The organism is Pseudomonas borbori (assembly GCF_900115555.1).
In the GTDB taxonomy this organism is placed as follows: domain Bacteria; phylum Pseudomonadota; class Gammaproteobacteria; order Pseudomonadales; family Pseudomonadaceae; genus Aquipseudomonas; species Aquipseudomonas borbori.
Genome location: NZ_FOWX01000001.1, coordinates 32,962 through 46,165 on the forward strand (window position 1 = coordinate 32,962; position 13,204 = coordinate 46,165).

At 65.5% G+C, this 13,204-nt stretch carries 11 protein-coding genes; 3 read left to right on the plus strand and 8 right to left on the minus strand.

Annotated features, from left to right (window positions below):
- Positions 1 to 172: 172 nt before the first annotated feature.
- From BM315_RS00140 to BM315_RS00170, 7 genes are all read right to left on the minus strand, one after another.
- Entirely contained in the window at positions 173 to 1,819 is a 1,647-nt protein-coding gene (locus BM315_RS00140; RefSeq protein WP_090496579.1) for a BatD family protein, read from the minus strand.
- Positions 1,816 to 3,558 carry a VWA domain-containing protein gene (locus BM315_RS00145; protein WP_090496582.1) on the minus strand — a complete coding sequence of 581 codons (1,743 nt, stop codon included), beginning with the start codon at positions 3,556 to 3,558 and terminating at the stop codon, positions 1,816 to 1,818. Before BM315_RS00145 ends, BM315_RS00140 begins: the two co-directional genes overlap by 4 nt.
- Positions 3,555 to 4,586: a vWA domain-containing protein gene (locus BM315_RS00150; RefSeq protein ID WP_090496584.1), complete on the minus strand. Its 1,032-nt coding sequence runs from the start codon at positions 4,584 to 4,586 to the stop codon at positions 3,555 to 3,557. The genes BM315_RS00145 and BM315_RS00150 overlap by 4 nt, the downstream gene beginning before the upstream one ends.
- Positions 4,579 to 5,073, minus strand: a complete 495-nt coding sequence (locus BM315_RS00155) for a DUF4381 domain-containing protein (RefSeq protein ID WP_090496586.1) — start codon at positions 5,071 to 5,073, stop codon at positions 4,579 to 4,581. The genes BM315_RS00150 and BM315_RS00155 overlap by 8 nt, the downstream gene beginning before the upstream one ends.
- Positions 5,070 to 6,011: a DUF58 domain-containing protein gene (locus BM315_RS00160; RefSeq protein WP_090496588.1), complete on the minus strand. Its 942-nt coding sequence runs from the start codon at positions 6,009 to 6,011 to the stop codon at positions 5,070 to 5,072. Before BM315_RS00160 ends, BM315_RS00155 begins: the two co-directional genes overlap by 4 nt.
- A gap of 86 nt (positions 6,012 to 6,097) precedes the next feature.
- Complete coding sequence (locus BM315_RS00165) at positions 6,098 to 7,057, minus strand: AAA family ATPase (RefSeq protein WP_090496590.1); 960 nt, start codon at positions 7,055 to 7,057, stop codon at positions 6,098 to 6,100.
- A 158-nt stretch (positions 7,058 to 7,215) separates the two neighbouring features.
- The gene (locus BM315_RS00170) at positions 7,216 to 8,133 is read right to left on the minus strand and encodes a LysR family transcriptional regulator (RefSeq protein WP_090496592.1); all 918 of its coding nucleotides are present in this window, start codon (positions 8,131 to 8,133) and stop codon (positions 7,216 to 7,218) included.
- A 261-nt stretch (positions 8,134 to 8,394) separates the two neighbouring features.
- On the opposite strand from BM315_RS00170, the gene BM315_RS00175 reads away from it, so the two are divergent.
- The 3 genes from BM315_RS00175 (at position 8,395) to BM315_RS00185 (ending at position 12,042) form a co-directional block, all read left to right on the plus strand.
- Positions 8,395 to 9,411 (plus strand): zinc-dependent alcohol dehydrogenase family protein, encoded by a 1,017-nt coding sequence (locus BM315_RS00175; protein ID WP_090496594.1) that lies wholly within the window; start codon positions 8,395 to 8,397, stop codon positions 9,409 to 9,411.
- 946 nt (positions 9,412 to 10,357) lie between these two features.
- Positions 10,358 to 11,548 (plus strand): NnrS family protein, encoded by a 1,191-nt coding sequence (locus BM315_RS00180; protein WP_090496595.1) that lies wholly within the window; start codon positions 10,358 to 10,360, stop codon positions 11,546 to 11,548.
- 50 nt (positions 11,549 to 11,598) lie between these two features.
- Complete coding sequence (locus tag BM315_RS00185; RefSeq protein WP_090496597.1) at positions 11,599 to 12,042, plus strand: CopD family copper resistance protein; 444 nt, start codon at positions 11,599 to 11,601, stop codon at positions 12,040 to 12,042.
- A 438-nt stretch (positions 12,043 to 12,480) separates the two neighbouring features.
- Here the strand turns inward: BM315_RS00185 and ytfE are convergent, their stop codons facing one another.
- Complete coding sequence (gene ytfE, locus BM315_RS00190) at positions 12,481 to 13,146, minus strand: iron-sulfur cluster repair protein YtfE (RefSeq protein WP_090496987.1); 666 nt, start codon at positions 13,144 to 13,146, stop codon at positions 12,481 to 12,483.
- Positions 13,147 to 13,204: the final 58 nt, after the last annotated feature.

A 13,204-nucleotide genomic window follows, 5' to 3' on the forward strand; every position in this document is an offset into this window, starting at 1 on the left:
CGCCTCCTACAGGGGATCGCGGTGTCTGCTGCTTTTGTGGGAGGGCCGCCCCGGCGCGATGCTTTTGATTTGTTGGGCGGACGATGTCCGCTATCTCCGTGACCTCGGTGCGATGTTTTGGTTTTTTTGCACAGGTGTTGTCCGCCATTACGCGTGGTTGAGGTCCTGCTGTTCAGCGCGGGTACAGCGGTGGCAGCGGGCTGGCTTCCTGGGGCGTGGTGGTAGTGGTGCCGGCTTGGTTGCTGGGCAGGCTGCCGATGGCTCGCCAGAGATCTTCGCCTTGCCAGTGCTGGCCGATTTCGCTGTAGAGCGCGCCGTTCAGGCCGTCCAGGGCGTCGGACAGGGGCACGAAGCGGGCGGCCATTTCGGCAAGGGTTTCCGGCTGTTGACGGGCCCAGGCGTCGAGGGCGTGGCGGGTGGCTTGCGAGTCGTTGGCCAGGCAGGCGCGTTTGAGGTCGTCGAGCAGGGTGCGCGGGCTGGGGCCGGTCTGGTTGGCGCGGGCGATGGCCGGTTGGCGACGGGCATGCCACCAGAGGCCGAAGCCGAGCAGGGTGGTGACGGTCAATATGGCGTTGCTCAGCTGCCAGGGCCACAGCGGCGGGCCCTGCACCCAGGCCTGGGTCGGCGTGTCGCTGGCTAGCGGCTCTGCTTGCAGGTCGGGGGCGGGCGCGACGGTGAGGTGGCGGGCAGGCAGGCTGGTGCGTTCGAGGCGATCTTCGTGGGTATTCCACCAGACGATTTCTATTGCCGGCAGTTCGAATTGTCCGCTGCGATTGGGCACCAGGGCTTCGCGCTCCTCACGACTGCCGATCACGCCGCTGTCGCTGACCTGGTTGGCCAGTTGCGCTTGATCCGGGTAGCGCCGCAGCCCATTGACTTCGGTGGCGGGCAAGGGCGCGAGTTGCGCACTGGACAGTCCATCGGCCTTGAGCAGCAGGCTGCGCGTCAGCGAGTCGCCGACTTTGCCGCTGTCCGGTTGCGGGCTCCAGGTTTCCGCCAGGCTCAGCGCGCGGGCCGGTAGCCAGGGTGCATCGCTGGGGTAGCCGGCGGGCTTGGCTTTGACCGTCAGGGGGATTTGCGGCGACTTTACCCGGGCGACCTTGCCGGGACGCGGGCCGAACGGCTGGAAGTCGTTGCGGCTGGCGCGGTCGACCAGGGTGGCGCTGAACGCCTGGGCGGGAATGATCAGTTCGCCGCTGCGCTGGGGGAAGATCGCGTAGCGCAGTTCGATCACGCCGTGGCGGATACCGTTGATGTCCTTTTCGTAGGTGCGCGGCTCGCCGAGCTGTTCGATACGTGCCTCGGGCATGTCCAGCGGGCTCAGGCTGCTGTCGTCATACAGCGAGACGGAGTGGTAGATGCGCAGGGTCAGCACGCTTTGTGCCTGGACGTAGACGCTGGGCTGATCGAGGCTGGCGTCGATGAATACCGGGGCCAGTTTGCCGGCCGCATTGTCGCCGCTGGCTTCCTGCACGTGCAGGGTGATCGGCAGGGTCTGCAGGTCGCCCAGACGCAACGGCGGAACCACCACGTAGCCGCTCTGCTTGGGTTGCAGGGTGAGAATCCAGCGGGTGATGGTGCGGGACTCGCCATTGAGCGTGATCAGGCGATTGACCTGACGGCTGCCGAGCACGTCGAACAGGGTGTCGAGTGGGCCGAGGTCGGGTTTGCCGAATTGGGTGGCGTCGTCGGACTCGAGGGTCAGCTCGAAGGTTTCGCTGGCATTCAGGCGCGCGCGATCGATGCTCGCGGTGAAGCTTTGCGCGCTGACCTGGAGTGCCAGCAGGCTGAGGAGAAGGGTGCAGAGCAGGCGGGTCATCGAGTCTGTTCCTGACGCTGTTGCTGTTCGTACCAGAATTTACGCCGCAGCAATTCACCCGGCTCATCGGGGATTTGCCGCAGCCATTGCTCCAGGGCCTGGCGCCGCTCGCCGTCGAGGGCCGGCGCGGCGCTGGCGATCTGCTCTTCGCCCTGCAGCTCGTCCTCCGGTTCGCTGGGTGTCGGCGCGTCGCTGTCGCCGGGCGTGGGTTGGCTGGGTGCCTGTTCCTGATCGCCCGGGGCGGATTGACCGGAGGCGGGCGGCGGCTTGTCGGCATCGGGCTGGGGCGGTCCGGTCTGCGGCGGCGGGGTGGACGTGCTATCCGCTTCTGACTCCTGGTTTTGCTGCTGGTTCTGTTCGTGCTGGCTTTGCTCCAGCAGTTGTTCGATCAGGGCCTTGTTGGTCTGCGCCGGGAGCAGGTCGGGCTGCATTTCCAGGGCTTGGTTGTAGGCATCCAGGGCAGCTTCCAGTTCATTGCTGCGGGCCAGGGCATTGCCGCGGTTGTAGTGGGCGACGGCGTTGTCGCCGCGGGCGAAGCGTTCGGCTGCGGCCGGGTAATCGCCCGCCTGGTAGAGCGCCAGGCCTTGCCACTGCGGATCGGCGAAGCGGGCGGCGGCTTCGACCGGGCGCTGTGCCTCGAGCAGGCGCTGGCCCTGTTGATCGGCGCGCCACCAGAGGTCGTCAAAGCTCAAGGCGTAGCTGCTCTGCGGCACGCCGAGCAGCAGCGGCAGGCAGAACAACCAGCCGCGGCGTCCGGCGCAGGCGGCCAGCAGCAACAGCGGCAGGAGCAGCCAGTGGCCCTGATCGGCCCAGGCCTGCAGGTGCGTCTGTTCGCCGCCGCTGCGCAGTTGTTCGGGCGCGGCGAACAGGCCGAGGTCGTGCAGGTCGCGGTCATCCAGGCTGGCCTGGCGATAACGCCCGCCGATCTGCCGGGCGAAGCGGGCCAGATCGGCGCTGTCCAGGCGCGGGATGAGGATCGCACCCTGGGCGTCTTTGAGCAACGCGCCGTTTTCCTGAACGATAGGCGCGCCCTCGGCGCTGCCGATACCGAGCATGTGCAAGAGCACGTCGCGGTTGCCGAGCGCCTGGCGGATGCCGAGGCGTTCCTGCTGATCCAGGCCGCTGCCGATCAGGAGAATCCGCCCCCGGCCCTGTCCAGCCTGCTCAAGCAGTTGCAGGGCCTTGCCCAGCGCCAGGTCGGCACGCCGGCCGGGTTCGGGCATGATCGAGGGTTTGAGCGATTCGAGCAGGTTGCGGCTGGTGGCCAGGTCGTCGGACAGCGGCACCAGAGTGTGGGCGCTGCCGGCGAACACGACGATGGCGGTCTGCGCATCGCGGCGCGCCTGGAGCAGGTCGAGCAGCTTGCGTTTGGCCTGCTCCAGGCGGTTGGGCGGGCTGTCGCTGGCGAGCATCTGCGGGGTCAGTTCGAGCAGGACCACCAGCGGGTCGGCGGGTTTCAGGTTGCTCTGCTCCAGGCGTTGCCAGCTGGGGCCGAGTAGCGCCAGCAGGGCCAGCAGCCAGGCCAGTCCGAGGGCGATCCAGGGCAGGCGGCTGCTGCGACCCCGGCCGCCACTGAGCAGCGCGGCATGGAACGCCGGCGGCAGCAGCAGCTGCCAGCGGCCGGCGCGCTTTTCGCGGTGCCAGAGTTGCCAGAGCAAGCCTGCCAGCAGCGGTACCGCCAGCAGCCAGTAGGGGCGCAACCAGTGGGGCCACAAACCCGCTAGCCAGTCTTCGATCATGGCTGTCTCCGCCAGGGTCGTTGGGTCAATAAACGCAGGCGCTGGCGCAAGTGCGGCCAGTGTTCGCGGCTCACCAGCAGCACGCTGAGCAGCAGCGCGGCGCTCAGTGGCCAGGCATACAAGGCCAGCGCCGGGCGGGCCAGGGTCGGCTGCTGCGCCACCGGTTCGAGGCGGTCGAGCTGCTGCTCGATGGCGCGCAGTTCCTGGCTGTCGCGGGCGCGGAAGTATTCGCCGCCGGTCACCTCGGCTATTGCGCGCAGGCTCGGCTCGTCCAGGTCCAGCCCCGGATTGAGGCCGAACAGGCCGGCGATCCCGCCTTGTTGCGGGTCCGCGCCAATGCCGATCGGGTAGATCTTGATCCCTTCCTCGGCGGCCAGGCGTGCCGCGATCATCGGCTCTATCTCACCACCAGTATTGGCGCCATCGGTCACCAGCACCAGTACGCGGCTGTCCGCCGGGCGTTGGCGCAGGCGCTTGACCGACAGGCCGATGGCATCGCCGATGGCGGTGTTCTTGCCGGCGATGCCGATCACCGCTTCGTCCAGCCAGGTGCGCACGGTGCGTCGGTCGAAGGTCAGGGGAGCCTGCAGGTAGGCCTGGCTGCCGAACAGGATCAGGCCGACGCGGTCGCCCTGACGGCCTTCGATGAAGTCGCCGAGCAGGTGTTTGACCAGGGTCAGGCGGTCGACTTCCTCGTCTTGCCAGCGCATGTCGGCGTAGGCCATGGAGCCGGACACATCCACCGCGAGCAGCAGGTCACGGCCGCTGGCGGGAATCGGCAGTGGTTCGCCGACCCATTCCGGGCGGGCGGCAGCCGTAAGCAGCAGCAACCAGAGCAGGGCGAAAGGTGCCTGCTGGCGCCAGGCCGGCAGGTTGGCTCGCGCGCGGCGTCCGGCCAGACCCTCCAGCTCGCCGAGGAAGCTGACCTTCAGCGCCGCTTCGCCGCTGTCCGCCGCCGGCAGCAGCAGGCGCAGCAACCAGGGCAGCGGTGCGAGCAGGATGATCCAGGGCCAGGCGAACTCAAACATGCTTGCGAATCCAGATGGCGACCGCCTGGTTGAGCCCGTCGATGGCCTTGTCGTCGAGCGTGCAGTGCGGTCGATAGGCGCCTTCGACCAGAATCATCCAGCGGGTCAGCCCGGCCGCCGGGCAACGGCTGTCGAGGAACGCCAGCCAGCCGCGACTGCTCAGGGTGTGGCTGTGGCTTTGCGGATAGTGCTGGCGGCACAGGCGCTTGAGCAGGCCGTTGAGTTGCTGCAGCCAGGGGCCGGCGGGCGCGCCGCCGTAGGGTTTGGCCAGTTGTTCGAGTTCCGCCAGGGCGGCCAGCCGCAACGGATCGAGGGCGTTGTCGCTGACGCTCGCCTTGCGCCCGCGCTGCAGACGTCGCAGCAGGCGCGTCAGGCCCCAGAGCAGCAGCGGCACGAGCAAGGCCAGCAGCCACCAGCCGGGCGCGGGCGGCCACCAGTCGATCGGTGCCGGGGCGATCAGGGGCTCGAGTTGGTCCAGCGGGTTCATAGCCGTTTACCGGGGCGTTGTGCGTTGAGGTGGTCGCGCAGTTGTTCGATCATCTCACGCTGGGTACTCAGCGCCAGCAAGGGCACGCCGAGCTTCTGCGCCAGGCGTTGCCAGCGCGCCTGGCGCGCTTCGCCCAGGGCGCGGTAGGCCTGGCGCAGGCTGGCGTCATGGGTGTCGAGTTCCAGTTGCGCGCCGCGTTCGGCAAAGCGCAGCAAGCCGGCGGCCGGCAGGGCATGGTCGAGCGGGTCGCAGATCGGCAGTAATAGCAGGTCGGTGTGCCGCGCCAGCAGGTTCAGTTGCTGTTCGCTGCTGTCGCCGAGGGTGCGTTCGTCGCAGATGATCACCGCCAGGCTGCCGGGGCGCAGCACTTCGCGGGCGCGGCGCAGGGCCAGGCCGAAACTGTCGCGGCTGGCCTGGCTGTCGCTGGACAGCGCCTGGTTGGCGCGGGCCAGGCGACTGAGCAGCTGCAGCAGGCTCTGTTTGCTGCGCCGCGGTTTGATTTCATGTTGCTCCTGATCGCCGAACACCAGGCCGCCGATGCGGTCGTTATGACCCAGTGCAGCCCAGCCGATGAGGCTGGCGGCCTGGGCGGCGAGCACCGATTTGAACATCAGCCCGGAGCCGAAGAACAGGCGCGGGCTCTGTTCTACGAGGAGGTAGATCGGTCGCTCGCGCTCTTCATGGAACAGCTTGGTGTGCGGCTCCTGGGTGCGAGCGGTGACCCGCCAGTCGATGGTGCGCACGTCGTCGCCCGCCTGATACACCCGTACCTGATCGAAATCCACGCCGCGTCCGCGCAGCTTGGAGTGGTGCAGGCCGATCAGCGGGCTGCGTTGCGCCGGGGTGGAGAACAGCTGCACTTCGCGCACGCGGTGGCGCATCTCGATCAGTTCGGCGAGATTGACCCGGACGCCGGGTTGGCTGGGCAGGTTGTGCATGGCGGGTCAGCGGGGCGCCCGGAGACGATCCGGGGATGTTGTGCGCTGCTCCCCGGATTGCATCCGGGCTATGTGGGCGCTGGACATCAGGCCACCGCCACCACATCGAGAATGCGCTGGACTACGCGATCCTGGTCGATGCCGGCCGCTTCGGCCTCGAACGACAGGATGATGCGGTGGCGCAGTACGTCGAACAGCACCGCCTGGATGTCTTCCGGGCTGACGAATTCGCGCCCGGCCAGCCAAGCGTGCGCGCGTGCGCAGCGATCCAGGGCAATCGAGCCGCGCGGGCTGGCGCCATAGGCAATCCATTCGGCCAGTTCCGGGTCGAACTTGGCCGGCGTGCGCGAGGCCATCACCAGTTGCACCAGGTATTCCTCCACGGCATCGGCCATGTACAGGCCGAGGATTTCCTTGCGCGCGGCGAAGATCGCCTGCTGGCTGACCCGGTGCTCGGGTTTGGTTTCGCCATGCAGCGCCTCGCCGCGAGCCTGGGCGAGGATCTTGCGTTCGACGCCGGCGTCCGGGAAGCCGATCTTCACGTGCATCAGGAAGCGGTCGAGCTGGGCCTCGGGCAGCGGGTAGGTGCCTTCCTGCTCGATCGGGTTCTGCGTGGCCATCACCAGGAACAGCGGCGACAGCTCGTAGGTGCTGCGGCCCACGCTGACCTGGCGCTCGGCCATGGCTTCGAGCAGCGCCGACTGCATCTTGGCCGGCGCGCGGTTGATCTCGTCGGCGAGCACCAGGTTGTGGAAGATCGGCCCCTGCTGGAACACGAAACTGCCGGTTTCCGGACGATAAATTTCAGTGCCGGTGATGTCGGCGGGCAACAGGTCGGGGGTGAACTGGATGCGATGAAATTCCGCTTCGATACCTTCGGCCAGTTCCTTGATCGCCTTGGTCTTGGCCAGCCCTGGCGCGCCCTCGACCAGCATGTGACCATCGGCGAGCAAGGCGATCAGCAGCCGTTCGATGAGCTTCTCCTGGCCGAGGATCTGGGTAGCAAGAAAGTTTCGCAGCGCGACTAGCGCTTCACGGTGTTCCATCGTTGACTTATTCCTGGCGGGATTGGCGCGTCGGGAGACTCATGGCAGGCCGACACTTTAATGCATAAGGGTAAGAGCCTGCCATGCGCGACCACGCATGCTGGTAGTTGGCAGCTTGGACGCGAATGCGGGCGATCGATCAAGGCCAGAGCGCCGCTTCAGCCGAGGCTGTCCGGGTCACCGCAGAACATCTGGATCCGCGAGCGCAGCCAGCGCTCGGCGGGGTCGTTGTCCTGGGCGCCGCGCCAGGCCATGGACATCTCGAAGCTGTTGGTCTCTAGGGGCAAGTCTTCGGCGCGCAAGCCGCCGGCGGCGGTCAAGGCGGCGGCGGTGTAGTCCGGCACCACCGAGAGCAGGTCGGTGCCGGCCAGCAAGGTACCCAGGCCGTTGAACTGCGGTACCGCCAGCACCACTTTGCGGCTGCGGCCCATCTTCAACAGCTGGTCGTCGATAAAGCCGTTGAGGTCGCCGGCGAAGGACACCAGGGCATGCGGCCTGGCGCAATAGTCGTCGAGACTCAGGACGCCCGGCACCGAGTCGGCACGCAGCAGTTTCGGCTTGCTGCGGCGCAGGGTCTTGCGCTTGGCGTTGGCCGGCAGCTCCTCGGTGTAGCTGACGCCCACCGAAATCTCGCCGGAGGCCAGCAGGTTGGGCATCAACAGGTAGTTGGCCCGGCGCACCACCAGCACCACCCCGGGCGCCTCGGCACGCAGGCGCCGGAGCAGGGCGGGCAGCAGGGCGAACTCGACGTCATCCGAGAGGCCGACGCGAAACACTGCGGTGCTGGTCGCCGGATCGAAGTCGGCGGCGCGGCTGACCGCGGTGGAGATCGAGTCCAGCGCCGGTGAGAGCAGGGCGAAAATCTCCTGGGCGCGGGCGGTTGGCTCCATGCTGCGGCCGGTACGCACGAACAGCGGGTCGTCGAACAGGCTGCGCAGGCGGGCGAGGGCGGCACTGATCGCCGGCTGGCCGAGAAACAGTTTCTCCGCCGCGCGGGTCACGCTGCGTTCGTGCATCAGCGTCTCGAACACGATCAACAGGTTGAGATCGAGGCGGCGCAGGTCGTTGCGGTTCATCCAGTTACCATTCGAAATGGAGCGGCCTTGATGCGATCAGGCATGGCATGCTGCACTTTTCACTACCAACGCTGCCAGTATCAACGTTGCCAGTGATAGCCTTCGCCGGGCAATAGTACGAGCTGCAATGCCGATAAGGAAAGCCGGCAATCACTGCCGGGCATGACCACTATCAATGGCTGCGGGTGGTGTTGCCGGACCTCAGCGGATAGAGTCCACAATCATTGAAGTGTCAATTCGTGATCAGAGGTTGAGGTAACGATGTCCCACATGATCCGTTTGCATAAATTCGGCGACGCCGAGGTACTGCAGTACGAAGAGTTGCCGACCCCGACACCCGGTCCTGGCGAGGTGCTGGTGCGTGTCCAGGCCGTAGGGCTGAGCTGGAACGACGTGCTGTGGCGGCAGAACCTGGCGGCCGAACAAGCCCGATTGCCTGCCGGCATGGGCAGCGAGATGGCCGGCACCATCGAAGCCCTGGGTGAGGGCGTCGACGACCTAGAGATCGGTACGCCGGTCGCCAGTTTCCCGGCCGGCACCGCCAATCGTTACCCGACCTGGGGCGATCTGGTGCTGATGCCGCGGTATGCCCTGACCCGTTACCCACAGGTGTTGTCACCGCTGCAGGCCAGCGTGCATTACACCGCCTTGTTGTTCGCTTATTTCGCCCTGGTCGATCTGTCCAATCTGCAGCCCGGCCAGCATGTACTGATCACCGAGGCCAGCCATTGCCTGGCGCCGCAGACCGTGCAACTGGCCAAGGCGCTGGGCGCCACGGTCATCGCCTCGACCAGCGCAGCGGGTAACCGCGAGTTCCTGCGCGAACTGGGCGCCGACAAGGTGGTGGTCACCGAAGAGCAGGATCTGGTCCTGGAAATCGAGCGCTATACCGAGGGCAAGGGAGTCGAGGTGATCCTCGACCAGTGCGCCGGGCAGCAGATGAAGCTACTCGGCGATGTCGCCGCGCAACGCGGCAAGTTGATCATGTGTGGCGTCAACGGGGGCAACGACACGGCTTTTCCGGCGTGCGCCGCGTTCAAGAAGCACATGCAGTTTTTCCGTCACTGCGTGCTCGACTTCACCGGCCACCCGGAGCTGGGCATCGAGCCCAACCAGGACGCGGTACGGCGAGCCTTGCAGCACATCAATCGGTTGACTGCGGAGCACTTGCTCACGCCGGTGATCGACAAGGTGTTCGCCTTCGATGATTTCATCGCTGCTCACCGCTACATGGAAACCTGCCCGAATCGCGGGCGGGTGGCGCTGCTGCTGCCCTGAGAGGCTGTGAAAAAATCGCTTGCCTACTGCGACCACCGTCGGGCGGCTGCAACTGCGTTGCGCTACACAAAAACTTCGGTCATTTGGCTCGCCAAACTCCCTCGTTTTCACGTAACGCGCCTAGTTTCGCTCGCGCGACGGAGCCCTCGCGACGGCCTTCGGTTTTTTCACAACCTCTGATTGCGCAACCTGCCGGCGGACCGCGTTGGCATGGCGCGGTCCGGCGGCAGCATGGCCTGGCGCAGTTTCTGTCTTACCCCCTCCCTTCCTGCGTGATATGCCTGACGCTGTCATTGCGCGTCCGTGCCTGCCGGTAATGTAGTTATTCGGACTTGATAGGGTCGAAAATACCTTCTTTATCGAGGTTATATGGACCGTATTAACCTTAAGGCCTTGATCTACATTGATTTAAATGTTGGCGCGATTTTTGTATCGATAATCGTCAGGGGAATCACTCAGCCGCAGCAGGCCATGACCTCGTTCAGCAGGCGTTTGCCCTGCAGCAGTGCTCGGCATTAGCGCTGTGCAGGTCGGTCGGGTGATCAAACAGCTCGCAGATAACCGCGTCGACGTGCTAAATGGCAGGTCCGACGGTTGACCGATCGGTGCTCCTGACGAGGCGTTTGCCGGAAGGCGAGCGGTTCTAACCGGCGCGCTTATGGCGTTGAGTCGGGTCAGGCTGGTCGCTTGCGAGCAATCGATGCGGTGATTCGGCGCAGTAAGGAGCGATTCGTATGTTTGAGGTCGTGAGTGGCAATCTTGAGCAAGGTTCGGAACACTTTGCGGCACACCTTGCCCTCTGTGGGCGACGGGCTGCGGTTACTGCTGCCGGTTCGCGATCGAGTAAGCGCTGGTCTGTGCTTGGTCTGCTGTTGGTGGGGCTGATTTCCTGGGTGTTGGTTAAGTGAGGGACCGGATCCGTTCGGTAATCTGAAGGAGATGCATCATGCAAGTGCTTGACCGCCGCAAGGCATTGGCTATTACCCCGTTGTGGCGTCTGGGCTTCCGGCCCTTCTTTCTGGGTGGCTGTCTGTTCGCGCTGTTGGTCGTGCCATTGTGGCTGGCGGCATTGAGTGGCTGGATGGGCGAGTGGCAGCCGGCCGGGGGCTGGCTGGCCTGGCACCGACATGAGTTGCTGTTCGGTTTCGCCCTGGCGATCATCGCCGGTTTCCTCTTGTCTGCGGTGCAGACCTGGACCGGTCAGCCAGGACTGCACGGACGTCCGCTGACGATGCTGGCGCTGCTCTGGCTGGCGGCGCGGGTGGCCTGGTTGGCCGATCTGCCGTTGCCGCTGCTGGCTGTGCTGGAGCTGGCGTTCCCGTTGGCGGTGGCGGCGGTGATGGCGCGCTCGCTGTGGCAGGTCAGGCAGAAGCGCAATTACCCCATCGTCGCCGTCTTGCTGCTGCTGGCGGCAGTGGATGCCGTCTGCGTGGCGGGGCTGGCCAGTGCCGACGAGGTGCTGCAGCGCCAGGGTGTGCTGGCCGGGGTCTGGCTGGTGGCGGCGATGATGGGGCTGATCGGCGGGCGGGTGATTCCTTTCTTCACCCAGCGCGGCCTGGGCAAAGTGGAGGGCGTGAAACCCTGGCCCTGGCTCGACCTGCTGTTGCTGCTTGGCTCGGCATTGGTCGCCATTCTGTATGCCGCTGGCATCGCCCTGCAGGCCAGGGCCTGGATCGGGCTGCTGTTCGCGCTCCTGGCGGTAGGCCATCTGCTGCGCCTGGCGCGCTGGTATGACCCGGGCGTGTGGCGGGTGCCCCTGCTCTGGTCGCTGCACCTGGCTTATGCGTGGTTGGGCGTGGCCTGTCTGGGCATGGCGTTGTGGCATCTGGGGCTGCTGAGCAACCCTAGCCAGCCGCTGCATGCCCTGACTGTAGGTTCCATGGGTGGTTTGATCCTGGCCATGATCGCCCGCGTCAGTCTGGGCCATACCGGTCGCCCGCTGACGCCGCCAGCCGGGATGACCCTGGCTTTTATCCTGGTGCAATTGGGTGGTCTGTCCCGTGTAGGCTTGATCGAAGTCTGGCCGTTCTGGGGGCTGTGGTTGGCCGCCGCATGCTGGAGCCTGGCTTTTATTCTGTTCGCCTGGCGCTATGGGCCGATGCTGTGCCGCGCTCGCGTGGACGGACATCCGGGATGAATACGCATTTTCCTCAGGCCTTGCCATCCGCCTTGTCAGTCGAGTAATCCATGATTTATCCGGTCTTGCTGATCCTTCACCTGTTCGCCGCGCTGATGTTCATCGGCACGGTGTTCTTCGAAGTGCTGATCCTGGAGAGCGTGCGCAAGCACGTGCCGGCCGAGGCGATGGGTCTGATCGAGCGGGGAATCGGTCGGCGTGCCCGGCAGTTGATGCCCTGGGTGTTGCTGGTGCTGTTCGGCGCCGGCATCGGCATGCTCTGGCTACGCTATCTGCCCGCGCTGGCCGCGCCGCTGGCGTCGCCGTTCAACACCCTGCTGACGTTGAAGGTGATGCTCGCCGCCAGTGTGCTCGGGCATTTTTTCAGCGCCATGTGGCTGTTCAGCAGCAAGCGCATGACTGGGCGTTATCTGCGCATCATCCATCTCAGCCTGTTCTGTCATATGGTCGGCATCGTGCTGCTGGCCAAGGGCATGTTCTATCTGAGCTGGTGATGTCGCGCTGTAGGAGCACGCCATGCGTGCGAATCGCCGGCATGGCCGGCTCCTACAACTCGATGGCTAACGGCATCCACGACAAATGACCTGTGACGCGACACTACGGTGTTGCGCCATTTCAGGGGTGTCGCGACTACAGGTTTGCGACATTTGAACCCTGTCGTGACAGGCTGGGTTGGCGGCGCCAAGCGCTGAGCGATCAGGCACCGCCAGCGTGGCGCGCCGCGTAACCCACCAGGCGATCTCCCGCGTTGCGCCGGTGGTGGGTTACGGCGCAACGGATCTTGCTGGATCATCACAATCGGCAGCATGCGCCTAACCTGCGCGGCCCGACCCACTCTACGAGAGGCCGTTTAACCGCAGGTTGATTTGTGACGCGACAGGACATTGGCGGGTATCGCCGGCATGCCGGCGATTGGGCAGTCAGGCGGGGGGTTAAGCCTGGTCGGCGACGAACAGCACGTTGTTTTCCAGGTGGATGTGCTGCATCAGGTCGTCGTGCAGTTCGTTCAGCCCGCGGTACAGCGCGCGCCAGGTATTGCAGGCGTCTTCCGGTGGTGTGATGCCGTGGGTCAGGGCTTCCATCTGCTCCAGGGCCAGGCCGTGGTGGTCGTGTTCGAAACGCATCACCGAGATAGGCGCGCTGGCCTGTCTGGCGTAACCGCTGAGGAGCATGGGGAAGAGGATCTGCTCCTCCTTGAGCATGTGGCTCTCCAGCTCCTGGAGCATGTCCCGCAGCAGGTCGGCCAGACCGTTCGGGCAATCGGCGCGGTTGCCGTGAACCTGCTCCACCCGGCAGGCCAGGCGGATCAGTTCCGGCAGTTGCTCGCGATGACGGGCGTGATAGCGCTTGAGAATATGCTCGATCAAGCGCGCGCTGGGCTCGGTGCGCCAGTCCAGGTGGGTACCGCCTTGGGCCTGCAGGCTGTCCAGTTCGGCGGCGACCTCTTCGGGCTCGATTCCGCGCAGGGTCGCGGCCTCGCGCAGGCTCTTGTGGCCGCCACAACAGAAATCGAGGTTGAAGGCATGGAACACCCGTGTGGCACCGGGAATGTCGCAGGCCAGGCTGCCAAGCGATTGGTCGAGGAAGGTCGAATTCATGGCGATTACCTTGTGCATTGATGTGGACTGTACGGGTCAGTAGCAGCACTCATGCCAA